The organism is bacterium, assembly GCA_035419245.1.
In the GTDB taxonomy this organism is placed as follows: domain Bacteria; phylum Zhuqueibacterota; class Zhuqueibacteria; order Residuimicrobiales; family Residuimicrobiaceae; genus JAKPUX01.
In genome coordinates, this window is sequence record DAOLSP010000003.1 from 294,323 (window position 1) to 308,757 (window position 14,435).

The window sequence follows — 14,435 nt, forward strand, 5'->3', positions numbered from 1 at the left end:
GGTATCCAGGCACTGATATTTTCCTTGATTCTTACTCCAGGGTTTGATATACTTTTGAATTAAACCGGCGTTCCCATCAGGAGACGAGGCGATGAAGGCATTTTCCTATCTCACGGCAAAGGGCGAACCCTGCATCGGTATTGAAACAGGGGATGGTCTGCTCAATTTCACCCGCTTGTGGCACTATTTCAAGGAGATCAAGAATTTCCCCCAGGCCCCCGATTTGCCGTTCCTGCAGCTCATGGTCGAGCTCGACTATTTCTCCGGAGAGACCTTTGATCAAGTCCTTGCCGCGGTCCGGGAAGTTCGCAGCCTTGATGACCTGATCATCCGGGAGCCGTTCACCTGGCAGGTGCCGATGCAGCGGCCGACCAAAATTCTATGTCTGGGCCGCAATTACCGGGCCCACGCCGCCGAGCTGGACAACACGGTTCCCGAGTCGCCGATGTATTTCGCCAAGGTGCCTTCCTCTCTGCTTCCCCATCAGGGCGCCATCTGCATTCCGGCGGGGATCGGCCGGGTGGATCACGAACTGGAGCTGGCGTTGGTGATCGGCAAGCGCGGTGCCCGCATCCCAGCGGAGAAAGCCATGGAGCATGTGGCCGGCTATACCATTGCCAACGACGTCACCGCGCGTGAGATGCAGCGCGAAGAGCAGAAAAAGGGCAAACCCTGGACCCTGGCCAAGGGGATCGACACTTTTTGCCCCATCGGGCCCTGGCTGATCCCGGCGGACCTCCTTCCGGATCCCCATCGGCTGGCGATGGAATTGAAAGTGGATGGCGAGGTGCGGCAGAAGGGCAATACCGGCGAGATGGTCTATAAAATTCCCGAATTGATCGCCTATATTTCGCGCTATATGACCCTCGAGCCCGGGGATATCCTGCTGACCGGCACCCCTGAGGGCGTCAGTCCGCTCCAGCCCGGAAACCGGGTGGAGTGCTCGATCGAGGGACTCGGCACCCTCGAGAATCTCGTGATTTCCGGAAAGGGGGAGTGATGACCGGCGGATTCGCGCCCTATTCACCCAATTTCGGCCGGCTGAAGACGGTCCTGTTGGGCGGCAAGGCCGATCGCGTGCCTCTCATGGAACTGGGCATCGATGAGGGAGTCATGGGGCAGTTCATCGGGCGGCCCCTCCAGACCCTCGGGGACAAGATCGAGTTTTACCGCCTCGCTGGTTACGATTATATCAAGCTCGCTCCGGTGATCAACATGAATCCGGGCGCCGCGGTGCCGGAGAGTGGCTTCCGCCAGTCCGAGGCTACCGCGCTGGACCGCGCCCGCACCTGGGGGACCGAAAGCAAGGGGATCATTACCACCTGGGAGGAGTTCGAGCGCTTTCGGTGGGCGGAGGTGACCGATGCCGCGTTCCGCTGGTTCGACGAAGCGGAGCGCACCATGCCCGCGGAGATGCGGGTGATTGGTCAGTATGGCGACATTTTCACCTTCACCTGGGAATTCATGGGCTTCGAAACCTTCAGTTACGCCCTGGTCGAGAACCCCGAACTGGTGGCTGCCCTCTTCGATCGGATCGGTTCGATCATCTATGCCCTCTTTGAGCGCATGGCGCAGTACGAGGTGGTCGGGGGGCTTTTTTACAGCGACGATATCGCCTACTTTTCGGGGTTGATGATTTCGCCGGCCACCCTGCGCCGCTATCTTTTTCCGTGGATGCGCAAGATCGCGGCGCTCTGCCAGGCCCGGAATATGCCCTTCCTCTACCACAGCGACGGCAAGCTCTGGGAGGTGCTGGATGAGCTGATCGCGGTGGGCGTGACCACGCTGCAGCCGATCGAGCCCAAGGCGATGGAAATTCGCGAGGTGAAGCAGAAATATGGCGATCGTCTCGGCCTGGTCGGCAGCGTCGATATGGATCTGCTCGCGCGCGGCGATCCGGAGCGGATCCGGGAGACCGTGCGCGGTCTGATCGAGGATGTCGGCCGGCGTGGCGGCTATTGTGTCGGCTCGGGCAACAGCATACCCAACTATATTCCGCTGACCAATTATCGTGCCATGCTCGAGGCCACCTGGGCGTTCGGGCAACTCTCGACGCAGCCTTGAGACGGGCCGCCCATGTCGCTTTATCAACCCATCAAACGTCTCGTCAAGCACTCCGCGGTCTATGGTCTGGGTCATGTTCTCAGCCGCTCGGTTGGCTTTCTGCTGCTCCCGCTCTACACCAATATTTTTTCGACGGACGGATTCGGGGTTGCCGGGCTGGCAATGACCTGGCTGACCATCCTCACCTTGCTTTACAGTTACGGTCTGGATGCCGGATTTATGCGGTTTTACATTCTGGCCAGCCAGGAGCGGGAGCGCCGTGCCATTTTTACCACGGCGACGCTGGCCCTCTCGTGCACCAGTCTGATCTTTTCGCTGCTGCTTGGGCTCCTGGCTCCGCACCTGGTCACCCTCTTTTTCGGAGCTGGTGCGCGCGGCACCGGGATCGATCTGGTGCTGCTGATCCGCCTCCTGGCCGGGATCCTCTTTTGTGACACCGCGGCTTTTATTCCGCTGCTGCTGCTGCGTGCGGAGGAAAAGTCGTGGCTCTACGTTCTCATAAAGGTGGGTTCGGCTCTCGTCCTGCTGGCGGCCAATCTGTACTGTATCCTTGCCGCCGGGATGGGTGTTGAGGGCATCTTCATCGCCAATCTCGTTTCCTCCGCCCTGACCCTGGCTGCTGCTTTGGGGGTGTTGCTGCACAGCGGCGCGGGGCGCCTCTCCCGCGACTGGCTGAAGCAGCTGCTGCGCTTCGGACTGCCCTTTTTGCCGACGGGATTAGCCATCGCCCTGCTCGACAGCGCCGACCGTCTGATGCTGGAACGGCTCGATTCGGTGGCCGCCGCTGGTCTTTACAATGCAGGCGCCAAGGTGGGAATGATCATGGGCCTGCTGGTGGCCGCGTTCCGTTTCGCCTGGCAGCCCTATTTTCTCGCTACTTCCCGCGAAAACGAAGCCAAAAAGATCTTCAGCCGCATCCTCACCTGGATGCTCGCTGCCTGTCTCGCCCTTTTTCTGCTGATGAGCCTTTTTGTCGATGAGCTGCTGAGGTTGCGCATTGACGGTTATACCTTTTTCGGATCGGCCTTTTGGGAGAGCAGCCGGGTGGTGCCGTTGATCATGCTCGCTTCGCTCTTTTATGCTCTCTACCTCATCTTCGAGGCGGCCCTCTACCTCGAGAAGAAGAGCGGCTTGATCGCTCTGGTCACTCTGGCCGGGGTGGCGGTAAACCTTGCCGTCAATTTCTGGCTCATCCCGCTTTATGGCCCCCTCGGATCGGCCTGGGCACGTGCGATCGCCTATGCCGGTATGGCCCTGGGCCTGTATGGATTTGCACAGCGTTACTACCCCATTCCCTATGAATGGCTGCGGATCCTGCGCTTGGTCCTTTGCAGCGCCGCGGTTTTCGGCCTGGCAATGCTGCCAGCGCTGCGCAGCTCGACGGTTTTGCGAGCGTTCCTCCTCGCCTCCTGGCCCCTGCTGCTCTGGGGCAGCGGCTTCTTTCGCAGCAGCGCCGGGGAAAAATCCGGGTTTTTGTCGCAAAAATTGCGTAAGTTGGTAGCAGACCGGCGTGCCGGCTGAAATTCATGCAGGGATCGAGGAGGAGATGACCGACCAGGAAAAAGCCGCTCTGAAAGCCTTCTACCAGCAAGTCGGTGAGAAATACCCTGAGGAGGAGGAGGTCTATCACACCCTGCGCGGCCTGCTGCGGCGCGACTTTATTCTCGGCCGTCTGCGCGGTCTGCGCGGCACCCTGCTCGATGTCGGCTGCAATCGCGGCATGTACCTTGCAGCCTGGCAAGGCGGCCCCTCCTTCGGTCTAGATCTCAGCATGGGGGCCCTGCAGCGGTGTCCTGCGGAGCTCGCCGGACGGCTGATCCAGGGCGATGCGGAACGGCTCGACTGCTTCCGCGCCGGATCCTTTGACCATTTGCTCTGTAGCGAGGTCCTCGAGCATTGCCTGAACCCGAAGGCTATCTTTGCGGGAATGGCCCGGGTGCTGAAACCCGGCGGAGCGGCCCTGCTGACCACGCCGAATTACCGCGGACGGCGGCCGGAGTACCTTGAACTCGGCATTCTCAAAACCTACGGCGTAGAATGTTCGAGCGGCCCGGAATATTTCCACACCGCCTATCGCCCCGAGGAGCTCGAAGCCATGGCCCGGGAAGCGGGTCTTTTAGTGGTGGAGTCGGGCACTCTGGAGAAGGAAGTCAAGTATGCGGCCAAGCTGCCTGCCGCTCTGCTGCTGGCGGTGCGGCTCCTCAACCGGCTGCTCCGTTCAGAGCACCTTGGCCGCGCCAACGAGGCTTTTTTTCATACCTTCACCCTGGCCTGCTACCGTTTCAGCCGCGCGATCGGGCTGGAAAAAGTGCTCCTCCTCCTGGTCCGGGAAGGGGTGCGCTCCTACATCGTCATGAAAAAGCCGGCCTGAGGCCGGAGCCACACCCGGGAGAAGTCGATGCAGATCTATTTTGCTGCTTCCATCGCCGGCGGGCGCAGCTATCTGCCCACCTACCGGAGGATGGTGGATTTCCTCAAAGCGGGCGGCCATCGGGTGCTGACCGAGCATATCGTCGCGCAGGATGTCCTCCGCCAGGAGCAACCCTTCAGCGCGCGCCAGATCTTTGAGCGCGATGCCGCCTGGCTCGAGTCCTGTGACTGCGTGGTGGCCGAGATCTCTAATCCCTCGCTGGGGGTCGGCTATGAGATCTGCTATGCTCTGGATTGCAGCAAACCGCTCCTCTGCCTGCATGCACGCGGCCTTTTCATCTCGCGGATGATCACCGGGATCAGCCGGCCGGGCTTCTCGGTCGCCGACTATGGTGCGGAGGAGGAGTGGCAGCAGCGGATCACTGCCTTTTTGGGAGCCGTATCACGATAAGGGAGTGGGCCTGAGCCATGCCAAGGACGATTCTGCATCTGGACATGGACGCCTTTTTTGCGGCGGTTGAGCAAAGCGACCATCCCGAATGGCGCGGCAAACCGGTGGTGGTGGGCGCCGATCCCCGGGGAGGCCGGGGCCGCGGCGTGGTCTCGACCTGCAGCTATGAAGCGCGACGCTTCGGCATACATTCCGCCATGCCGATCTCGAAAGCCTGGAAGCTCAATCCCGGCGCCATCTACGTCCAGCCCCGCGGCCAGCGCTATGCCGAGGTTTCGCGCCAGGTGATGGAGATCCTCTCCCACTTTAGCCCCGATCTCGAGCAGATCAGCATCGATGAGGCCTTCCTCGACATCACGTCCACACAAAAACTCTTCGGCGGGGCCGAGGCCATGGCGAAGCGGATCAAGGCGGAGATCCGGAAGGAGACCAATCTGAGCTGCTCCATCGGCATCGCCCCCAGCAAGTTCGTCGCCAAGATCGCCTCCGATCTGCGCAAGCCCGATGGTTTGGTCCTTGTGCCGGAGGGCGAGGTAGAGCGCTTTCTCGCTCCGCTCGAGATTGCCCGGCTTTGGGGGTGCGGGCCCAAGACGGTGCCGCTGCTGCAGGCGATGGGGATTTTCACCATCGGGGATCTTGCTGCATGCGCCCAACTGGAGCTGATCAACAAGTTCGGCCAAGTGGGCCTCCATTTCTGGCGTCTGGCGCATGGCCTGGATGAGCGGCCGGTCAGCGACGACCATTCAGCCAAATCGATGAGCCGCGAGTCCACTTTTGCGGCGGATACCGGCGACGAGGAGGAGATGCGCCAGACACTCCTCAGCCTCTGCGATGATCTGGCGTACGATATGCGCCGCCATGAGGTGCGCGGGCGCACCATCACCCTCAAGATCCGGCTTGCTGATTTCAGCACCTTCACGCGTTCTCGCTCCCTCGAGACCGCCACCGACACCAGTGCCGAACTCTTCCATCATGCCAGCGAGCTATTCGCCAGTTTCAACCGCAAGGGCGCACGGATACGCCTGCTGGGGGTGGCGGTCTCACAGCTGCAGCAGGGTGAAGGCCAGATGGATCTCTTCACCCCGGAGGCCGCACGCAAGGATAAAGTCGACCGCATCATGGATGACGTGCGTAAAAAGTTCGGCACCCGGGCGATCAGCCGCGCCAGCCTCCTTCAGAACCGCCGTGATTCACAGTGGATCCGGGACGAGCCATGACGCTGACGGAACTGCAGCGTTATGCCTACCGGCTACGGGTGATGCGGCCGGGCGAGATGGCCAGCCGATTGTACCGCAACCTGGCTGCCCAAGGGTCGCGCCTGCGTGGCGGGGAAACCGGCCCCGACCTGGCGGCAATCCTTGTGGAATCGGAGTACACTCCCGAAGGTTTACTGGCCGCTGCGCGGCAGCGCCGGCCACTGCCGCTGCAGACCGCTCTGCCGACCGATCCTGGGGCCTGGTTTGCCGCCCGCTGGCCGGATGGCTACGCCGCCCTGATGACCGCCGCCGAGCGGGCGGCTGCAGGCCATTTCTCCCTGCTCTCGGCCGATTTCACTTTTGACGGTCCTGTCGACTGGCACTATGATCCCCTAACCCGGCGCTCCATGCCATTGAAACACTGGACGGCCATGCCCTATTGGCGCCCGGGCTTCTGCCCTGGGGTCCGGCAGATCTGGGAGCTGAACCGGCATCAACACTTCGTCACCCTCGGTCAGGCCTGGCTGTTGAGCCGCGACGAGCGCTGGACCCGGGCCCTCTTCGGGCAGTGGCACGCCTGGCTCGCGGCGAATCCCTGCGGCCGCGGCATCAACTGGACCAGCTCGCTCGAACTGGGTGTACGGCTCATTTCCTGGAGCTGGGCGTTGGAACTGGTGAAATCCGCCTCCGCCTGCACGGCCGGCTTTTACGAAAAACTCCTCATCTCGGTCCATCAGCACGCCGAGCACATCCGCCACCACCTCTCGCGCGGCTCCTCGGCCAACAACCATCTGCTCGGCGAGTGTGCGGGCCTGATCTGTGCCGCTCATTTTTTCCCTGAGCTGAACCATGCCCGGGCTTGGCTGGAGCAGGGATTGACCCTTTTCTGGCCGGAATTCCTCCGCCAGGTGCATGACGATGGCGTGATCAAGGAACAGAGCACCGGTTATCAGCGTTACCTTTATGAGTATGGCACGCTGGCGATCCGAGCAGCCGATGCGGCGGGCCGGCCGGTTCCTGCAGCGCTCCCGGAACGGCTGGAACGGATGGCCGAGTTCGTCGCGGCCCTGATAGATGGTGCCGGGCAGGTGCCGCCGATCGGCGATGGCGACGATGGCCAAGCGCTTCTGCTTGATCCGCGTCACCGGGATGCGGAGGGAATGAAGCCGACGCCCTGGCAGGACCTCCTCGGAGAGGCCGCCCTGCGCTTTGGACGGCCGGATTTTGCCGCCCGGTCGGCCGGTTTTTCGCCTGCTCTCTTCTGGCAATACGGCGCGGCGGCAGCCGGGTGCTTTCCGGAAGCGGCGGGCCCCCACCCGGAAGCGCTGCGCCTGTTCCCGGAGGGGGGGTATGCCGTATGGCAGCAGCGCGGCGGCGGCCTGACGCAGCGGGCGATTCTGGATGCCGGCCCTCTGGGACTTGATGCGATGGCGGCGCACGGTCATGCGGATGCCCTGAATTTCCTTCTCACCGCGGGCGGCCGGCCCCTGCTCATCGACAGCGGCACTTTTATTTACCGAGGCGAGGCCTGCTGGCGCGACTATTTCCGGGGCACTGCGGCTCACAACACGGTGCGTATCGATGGCCGGGATCAATCGCAGCCGCTCGGACCCTTCCAATGGGGCCGCCAGGCGCGGGCCCGTTTTCTGCCCCCGGAAGTTTCAGGCGGGCCGGCCATCCGCGCTGAACACGACGGCTATCGGCGGCTTGGTGTCGTCCACCGCCGGTTGGTCGCTTGGGACGAGGGCGCCTGGCAGGTGGTGGATGACCTGCTGGGCTGCGGGACGCTGCGGGCGGAGTTGTTCTGGCATCTCGCGCCCTGCGGCTGGCACTGGTCCGATACGGACCAGCTTGAAGCCTGTTATCCGGACTGCCGCCTCCTGATCCGGATCGCCGGGCCGGATTCTGTCCGTCTTGAGGTGGTCGAGGGTGTAGAATCGCCTCCGCAGGGCTGGTTTTCACCCCGGTTCGGGCAGAAGAATGCCAATCCTGTGCTCTGTGTCAACACATATGAACCACTCCCTGTGCATATTATCACTACAATTCGAGTCCTGTGCGAAGACGCACAGGCTTGAGGGAAAATAGGAGCCCATGACATCCAGGATCCGTAATGGAATCGGCGCGGTCTTATCCGGTTCAGCCCTCGCCCTGCTGTATCTGAACTGTGCGGCCTGGTTTGACATGCCCGGCAAGCCGGCTGTGTGGATTGTGGCCCTGGGCGGCGCTGCCGGCTTGACGGGCGCTTTGCTGATGCGCCTCCTCGATGAACCTAGAGAAAGCGCGAAACCGACACCGGTGGAACCGGTCGTACCCGGTGTGCCGTGGCAGGTGAACCGGTTATTCCTCTTCAATACGCTCCATCATGCCGCAGCCTTGACGGTGGCCGATCCCGAGCGGGCACGGACGGTCATCGAAAAACTGGCTGAGTATCTCCGCCTCGTTCATGAGTTGAATCACCATCCGGATACCCTGCTCAACCTCGAGATCCGTTGCGCCGGGATGTTTCTCGCCCTCGAACGCATGCGCTTCGGCGATCGGCTGCGCGTAACCGAAGCGGTGGCGGACGATTGTCTCGAGTACGCTGTTCCCAGCTTGATGCTGCAGCCGCTCGCAGCCTGGGCAGTACGCAGCGGAGTGGAGCTTGACGACAGGCCGGTGGAGGTGACGCTTAAGGCATGGCAAACCGGCAGGGAGATCCTGCTCGAGGTCCGGCACGACGGCCGGGGCATCAGCGATCCGGCGCGGCGGCAGCGGCTGCTGGACGAACTCGGTTTTCGCGAACTGGAGCGGTCGCTGCAGCAGCGATTTGGCGCCGATACGGCGCTTGAAGTTATGGCGAGTGAACCGACTGGAGAATGCGCGCGCATCCGTTTGAAATGGGAGGATGCAGCCGGCTGAACGCCGCCGCTGTGGTCTTTCCTTTCCGCACTTGCCGCCGCAAGCCAGTACTACAGGGATGCAGCCGTGAATCGCTTCCGCAGCAGGCATCATGTGAATCAACAGCAAAGTAAACAAGTGATGAGAAAGCACCTATCCGTACTATTCCTCGCTCTCCTGGTCAGCGGAGGGTATTTCACAGCCGCTTCAGCCCCGCCGGAGCGACTTCGCCTGAGTCTGATCCCCCTTGCCAATCCTGCCGTAGAGCCGGCGGCGGTCGACCGTTTCAATCGAACCATGAATGCCGCTCTGGCCTGGTTGCCGCGCCAGACCGGGGTGGAACTGGTGCCGGCGGACACCCTGGCCGCTCTTCTCGATGGGGCGATCAAGCCCGATTTTCCGGAACTCTATGAGCCGTTCAGCCTGGCGCGCGCCAATCTCGAACTCCAGCTGGATGGCGTCCTTTTTTGCCGCCTTGAGAGGCGCGCAGGCCGCATCGTCATCACCGCCCGGGCGATGGAATTCCCCTCGGGCGTACTGGCTGCGGAAAACGAGCAGCCCCTGCCGGCCGATACCGTGACGGTGGAGTCGCCATTGCTGACGTCCCTGATTCAGCGATTCGCCGTACGGGATTCCCTGACAGGCCATCCCTTTGGCGCTGGCGAGCAGGGATTGGTGCTGTTGACCGGCGATCTGACGCAGGAGGAGTACCGTTCGGCCTGCCAGCAGTTTTTTGCGGCCCTGCAATTCGATGAGAGCCAGCAGCCGCTGCGTGTGAAAATTCTCTCCAGGGAGAAGCTGCTGCCGCAGGCGCAGGAGATTTGCGGTGTGGCCCGCGACCTGAAGGCCGCCACCCAGGCCGCTTGGCTCTTCGATCTGCGTCCAGCGCCGGATGGCGCCCGGGTCCGCTTCGCCCAGGCCCTCACGGCACCGCCGCAGAAACCGGTCATGGAATGGACCCTGCCCGTATTTCCCCAGGTCGATGAACTCGCTTGTGTCGAGCTGCCGGCCGATTCAACAGCGGCCCACGAGATCAACGCTGCGCTCCTCGAAGCGCCACCGGATCCCCTGGCCGTGGTGACACAGGAGGCCTGGAATGCAACTCCTGCCCTTGCCTTCCGCGCGGCCTTACGGCTGCACCAGGGACTGGCAGGCACCGGAACCAGCCCGTCCCCGGCCCGGATGGCCGCGGGTGAGACGCTCTACAGGCTCGCTGCCGATGGAGCGGCGAGCAAGCCGCTGGAGGCCTGGTCCGCTCTCTATCTCGGAACTTTGCTGGCGCAGGAGAACAAGAGCGCGGAAGCCATCACTGCGCTGCAGGAGGCCGAGGCCCTCTTCGGCCCCATGGCCGATCCCTCCGGGCTGATTCTGAGCCGGCGCGAGCTGGCTGCGGTTTACACAGGGCAGCAGGCCTGGCAGCAGGCGCGGCAAACCCTCAACCGTCTGCTGAACATTCCGCCGGACAGTTTGACCCAGGCTCTGACCTGGCAAAAGGTCGCCCAACTCTACGAAAAGGAGGGACGGACCAACGAGTCGGTTCAGGCCTATCACCGTACCGCCAAAATCAATCTTGCCATCAAACGGCCCTATGAGGCTGCGATGGTCTATCAGCGCCTGGGTCAGATCATGCGCGAAACTGGGGATCTGGACCGCTCCGTCGCCTATCTGGACACTTTCCTGACGCAATCGCAGTCGCTCGCCAGCGAGCCCGCCCTGGCGCGTGCCTATTTCCAGATGGGGCTGACCCGGCTGGCGCGCAACGAACGCGAAATCGCGCTCTCCAATTTTCTCAAGGCCGGCGATTACCTCGAAATGCTTGGCGATCACAGCGGCCAAGCCAGGGCGGACCTCAACATTGGCGCTATCTACTGGCAACTCGGCGATACCCTCAAGGCGCGGCAGCGCTACTTCTCGGCCATCAACCAAGCCACAGCCGAGGGGGATTCGGTGATGGTGCTGATGAGCGCGGTCAATCTTGCCGACATTCATCTGACCCAGAAGAACTACAGCCAGGCCCAGACTTTTTTTGACCGTGCCCTCGCCATCGCCCAGCAGGCCAGGGACGCCCGCGAGCAGGCCAAGATTACCTACGCCAAGGGTCTCGCTTATCTCAAGGAGGGTCGGCTGCGGGCGGGGTATGCCCGGATCAAGGAGGCGATGGCCCTCGGCGGCGGCTCGGTCAACGGCGATGCCGCAAAGGAACAGGCCTTTCTGGACAAACTCTCCCTGCTGATCGGCGACATCGAAACCCTGCGCGGCGCCCCGCCGCCGCGTTACTGAGAGCGACCTGTCCGGGTGGCCGCTCGCCGCAACATCCCCGAGGCCGTCCGTGCTCTCACCGCGCGGGTCGATCGGGCCGTGCGCGAGTACCGGATGCTCCAGCCAGGCGACCGGCTCCTGGTTGCGGTCTCCGGCGGTGCGGACTCCATGGCTTTGCTTCAAATCCTTTCCAGCCGCATCACCCTCTATGCCGCCGGCTCGAGCCTGCGCGCGGTCTATGTTGATCTGGGATTCGGCGCCGCCGCCGAGGCGCGCTGCCAAACCATGCGCGACTATTGGCATAGTCTCGGGGTGAGCGGCCGCATCCTGCATACCACCATTGGCCCGCTCGCCCACAGCGAGGTCAACCGCGAAAATCCCTGTTTTCTTTGCTCCCGCATCCGCCGCAAGCACCTTTTCGCCACAGCGGAACGCTTCCAGTGCAACAAGATCGCCCTGGGCCACCACAAGGACGATCTCATCGAAACTCTGCTGCTCAACATGCTCTTTAACCGCGAGATCAGCACCAGCCCGCCGATGCTTTCCGTCCATGGAGGGCGCTACCACCTGATCCGGCCGCTGCTCTATGTCGAGGAGACCATGGTCAAGGCCTACGCGGCGGAGTGCCGGGTCCCGGTTTTCGGGCAGGAATGCCCGAGCGACGGCGCCTCTAAACGGCAGGAAATCAAGGAGTGGCTGGCAGCGCTCGAGCAGACACATCCCGGCTGCCGGGAGAATCTCTTCCAGGCGATGCGCCGAGTCAAGAAGGACTATCTGCTCTGAGCACGAGGCTCCGTGTTGAGCCAAGTCGTGCGGTTACGCCCCCGCTCTCGTCCCTACTTTGACGGACGCCGCATCGACGCGACACCCGCCCGGTCGTACAGCTTCCTCCTTGCAATTCCCGCTAAAAATGCGTACCTTGTAGCGCCGGTTACGTATCGGCACCGGTGCTCCGGTCATCCCTTACACCCTTCACCCCATCAAGGAAACCGCTGCGCATGCGGCTTAAGTTAAGCTATCCCTTTGACTGGCAGGGATTGGAGGACTTTTCCTACGACTACGATCCCGCCGGCGTGCCGCGTGTGGACTATGGGAGCGAGGGGTTGCGCTACAATCCGATTACCATCGCCCAATACGGTCTTTACTGCCTGCAGCAGTATGCTAAAGAGGCGAAGGAGGAGGACCGCGCCCGGGCCCTGGCCTGTGCCGAATGGCTGGCGGCCCATGCCAAACCCACCGGCTGTGGGCTGCTCGGCTGGATTTACGATTTCAGTCTGCCGTTTTACGGGCTGGAAGCGCCCTGGATTTCGGCGATGGCCCAAGGTGAGGCGGTCTCGTTGCTGGTCCGCTGTCATGGGCTCAAGCCGCGGAGTGATTTTCTCGAGATCGCGCGCTCGGCCATCCGGCTGCTCGATCTCCCGGTCGCCGAGGGCGGCACCCTCAGCCGGCTTGCCGACGGTTCGCCCTGGTTCGAGGAGTATCCGACCGAGCCGGCATCGCATGTCTTCAATGGTCACCTCTTCGCATTGCTCGGCGCCGCAGACTGGGCCGACTACACCGACTTGCCCGAGGCCTGGCAGCGGTATGAGAGCGGCCTGGCCAGCATCGAGAAGAACTGGCGTCTGTGGGACCGCGGCTTCTGGACCCGCTACGACCTGCACCCAACCAACCGGCTCGCATCGCGGATGTACCAGCGTGTCCATCTGCGGCTGATGCATCTGCTGGCCTTTCGTACCGGCCGGCCCCTTTTTTACCGTGTGGCGCGCCGCTGGCGGACAATGCTCTACGATCCCTGGTGCAATCTGCTCTGGCTGGCTTTCAAGTCGGGGGAGAAACTCCGGCTGCGGGGAGGCCCACGGTGAAACGGGTGTTGATGCTGGCCTATTATTTTCCACCGCTCGGGATGGGGGGGACACAGCGCTCGGCCAAATTTGCGCGATACCTGCCTGAATTCGGCTGGCAGGCGACGGTGTTGACCGTCAAGCCCATCGCCTACTGGGCGGAGGATGTCTCCCTTCTGGACGATCTGGCCGGGGTGGAGATTGTGCGCGCCGGGTCGTTTGATCCACAGCGGCTGCTGGCGCTCGCGCGCCGGAAAACCACCCCGGGCGCTCCGGTCAATGAACCGGCACAGCCCGCGGCGGCCTCCGGGGGCGCCTCCGGCGCGGGCGGCAGGGCGCGTGCTGTTGGCGGGAGCGGGATGCTCGCCTGGATCAACCGCCGGTTGCTGCCCTGGGTGCTGCTGCCCGACAGCAAGATACTGTGGAGCTGGCATGCGCGTCGCGCTGCCGCCGGGCTGCTCCGCTCCGGCGCCTGCAGCGCGATCTGGTCCACCTCGCCGCCCCACTCCACCCATCTCATCGCCCGGCGGCTGGCGCGGCGTTACCGCCTGCCCTGGATTGCTGATTTCCGCGACGCCTGGGCTGACAGCGTCGTCGTCCCGCAGCCGACCCCCTGGCACCGCCGCCGCCAGGCCGCCCTATTGCGCCGCGTGGCGCAGGACGCCGACCTGCTCATCGGCGTCACCCCCGGCATCGTCGCCGAACTCGAAGCCGCCGGCGGGGCCGGCAAGACTCGGCTGATGACCAATGGTTTCGACGCCGCCGATTTCCCGGATTCCGGCCCGCCGTATCGCGCCGGAGACCGGCTATCACCGGCAACCGCCCCCCCGGAGAGGCGCTTCGTGCTCTGTCACTGCGGTGCCATCAGCCGTTTCAGCGATCCCGCACCCCTGCTGGCCGCCCTGCGCCCGGAGGAGCCCAGCCGCCTTCATCTTCACTTTGTCGGCTTCGACGCCAGCGGGAGTTTCGCCGAACGCGTCCGCAGCCTGGGGCTAACGGAGAGGATCAGTTGGTCCGGCTACCTGCCGCATCGCCAGGCCCTGGCGGCGATGGCCGCCGCCGATGCCCTGGTGCTCATCGCCTGCGATGATCCACGCGCTAGGTTCATCCCGGGCAAAAGCTTTGAATATCTGGCCAGCCGTAAGCCCATCCTGCTGATCAGCAACGTGGCCGAGACCCTCGCACTGTTACAAGGCCAGCCGGGCGTCATCGCCTGCGCCCCGGACCAGCCCGAGGCCATCCGCGCCGCCCTCGCGCGCCTGCAGCAGGATCCCGAGCTCGCCCGCGCGGCCCTGCAGCGCGACTTGCGTTCCTTCGACCGCCGGGAACAGACCGCCCGGCTGGCCGCCCTGTTGGACGACTTGACCCAAACCTGAT

12 protein-coding genes are annotated in these 14,435 nt (G+C 63.3%); all 12 read left to right on the forward strand.

What is annotated here, in order from left to right; translation table 11 throughout:
• Window positions 1-358: 358 nt before the first annotated feature.
• The 12 genes from PLH32_07095 (at window position 359) to PLH32_07150 (ending at window position 14,434) form a co-directional block, all read left to right on the forward strand.
• Window positions 359-1,000 (forward strand): fumarylacetoacetate hydrolase family protein, encoded by a 642-nt coding sequence (locus tag PLH32_07095; GenBank protein ID HQJ64363.1) that lies wholly within the window; start codon window positions 359-361, stop codon window positions 998-1,000.
• On the forward strand, window positions 1,000-2,064 hold the full coding sequence (locus tag PLH32_07100; protein ID HQJ64364.1) for a uroporphyrinogen decarboxylase family protein: 1,065 nt from the start codon (window positions 1,000-1,002) through the stop codon (window positions 2,062-2,064). The genes PLH32_07095 and PLH32_07100 overlap by 1 nt, the downstream gene beginning before the upstream one ends.
• Before the next feature lie 12 nt (window positions 2,065-2,076).
• The gene (locus PLH32_07105; protein ID HQJ64365.1) at window positions 2,077-3,585 is read left to right on the forward strand and encodes an oligosaccharide flippase family protein; all 1,509 of its coding nucleotides are present in this window, start codon (window positions 2,077-2,079) and stop codon (window positions 3,583-3,585) included.
• Window positions 3,575-4,435: a class I SAM-dependent methyltransferase gene (locus PLH32_07110; GenBank protein ID HQJ64366.1), complete on the forward strand. Its 861-nt coding sequence runs from the start codon at window positions 3,575-3,577 to the stop codon at window positions 4,433-4,435. Before PLH32_07105 ends, PLH32_07110 begins: the two co-directional genes overlap by 11 nt.
• A 27-nt stretch (window positions 4,436-4,462) precedes the next feature.
• Window positions 4,463-4,885, forward strand: a complete 423-nt coding sequence (locus PLH32_07115) for a nucleoside 2-deoxyribosyltransferase (protein HQJ64367.1) — start codon at window positions 4,463-4,465, stop codon at window positions 4,883-4,885.
• 17 nt (window positions 4,886-4,902) lie between these two features.
• Window positions 4,903-6,102 (forward strand): DNA polymerase IV, encoded by a 1,200-nt coding sequence (gene dinB / locus PLH32_07120; protein HQJ64368.1) that lies wholly within the window; start codon window positions 4,903-4,905, stop codon window positions 6,100-6,102.
• Window positions 6,099-8,156 (forward strand): alginate lyase family protein, encoded by a 2,058-nt coding sequence (locus PLH32_07125; GenBank protein HQJ64369.1) that lies wholly within the window; start codon window positions 6,099-6,101, stop codon window positions 8,154-8,156. Before dinB ends, PLH32_07125 begins: the two co-directional genes overlap by 4 nt.
• 16 nt (window positions 8,157-8,172) lie before the next feature.
• On the forward strand, window positions 8,173-8,979 hold the full coding sequence (locus tag PLH32_07130; protein HQJ64370.1) for a histidine kinase: 807 nt from the start codon (window positions 8,173-8,175) through the stop codon (window positions 8,977-8,979).
• A gap of 120 nt (window positions 8,980-9,099) precedes the next feature.
• On the forward strand, window positions 9,100-11,238 hold the full coding sequence (locus PLH32_07135) for a tetratricopeptide repeat protein (GenBank protein HQJ64371.1): 2,139 nt from the start codon (window positions 9,100-9,102) through the stop codon (window positions 11,236-11,238).
• 15 nt (window positions 11,239-11,253) lie between these two features.
• Window positions 11,254-12,000, forward strand: a complete 747-nt coding sequence (locus PLH32_07140) for an ATP-binding protein (protein ID HQJ64372.1) — start codon at window positions 11,254-11,256, stop codon at window positions 11,998-12,000.
• A 215-nt stretch (window positions 12,001-12,215) separates the two neighbouring features.
• A complete protein-coding gene (locus PLH32_07145; GenBank protein HQJ64373.1) occupies window positions 12,216-13,079 on the forward strand; it encodes a D-glucuronyl C5-epimerase family protein in 864 nt (287 codons plus the stop codon).
• Window positions 13,076-14,434 carry a glycosyltransferase gene (locus tag PLH32_07150; GenBank protein HQJ64374.1) on the forward strand — a complete coding sequence of 453 codons (1,359 nt, stop codon included), beginning with the start codon at window positions 13,076-13,078 and terminating at the stop codon, window positions 14,432-14,434. The genes PLH32_07145 and PLH32_07150 overlap by 4 nt, the downstream gene beginning before the upstream one ends.
• Window position 14,435 lies beyond the last annotated feature (1 nt).

What these genes read in the sequence shown, in the direction of transcription:
- PLH32_07105 (HQJ64365.1), top strand. Translation starts at nt 2,077, where the DNA reads ATGTCGCTTTATCAACCCATCAAACGTCTCGTCAAGCACTCCGCGGTC.
- PLH32_07095 (HQJ64363.1), top strand. Translation starts at nt 359, where the DNA reads ATGCAGCGGCCGACCAAAATTCTATGTCTGGGCCGCAATTACCGGGCC.
- PLH32_07100 (HQJ64364.1), top strand. Translation starts at nt 1,000, where the DNA reads ATGACCGGCGGATTCGCGCCCTATTCACCCAATTTCGGCCGGCTGAAG.
- PLH32_07145 (HQJ64373.1), top strand. Translation starts at nt 12,216, where the DNA reads ATGCGGCTTAAGTTAAGCTATCCCTTTGACTGGCAGGGATTGGAGGAC.
- PLH32_07115 (HQJ64367.1), top strand. Translation starts at nt 4,463, where the DNA reads ATGCAGATCTATTTTGCTGCTTCCATCGCCGGCGGGCGCAGCTATCTG.
- PLH32_07125 (HQJ64369.1), top strand. Translation starts at nt 6,099, where the DNA reads ATGACGCTGACGGAACTGCAGCGTTATGCCTACCGGCTACGGGTGATG.
- PLH32_07130 (HQJ64370.1), top strand. Translation starts at nt 8,173, where the DNA reads ATGACATCCAGGATCCGTAATGGAATCGGCGCGGTCTTATCCGGTTCA.
- PLH32_07135 (HQJ64371.1), top strand. Translation starts at nt 9,100, where the DNA reads ATGAGAAAGCACCTATCCGTACTATTCCTCGCTCTCCTGGTCAGCGGA.
- dinB (HQJ64368.1), top strand. Translation starts at nt 4,903, where the DNA reads ATGCCAAGGACGATTCTGCATCTGGACATGGACGCCTTTTTTGCGGCG.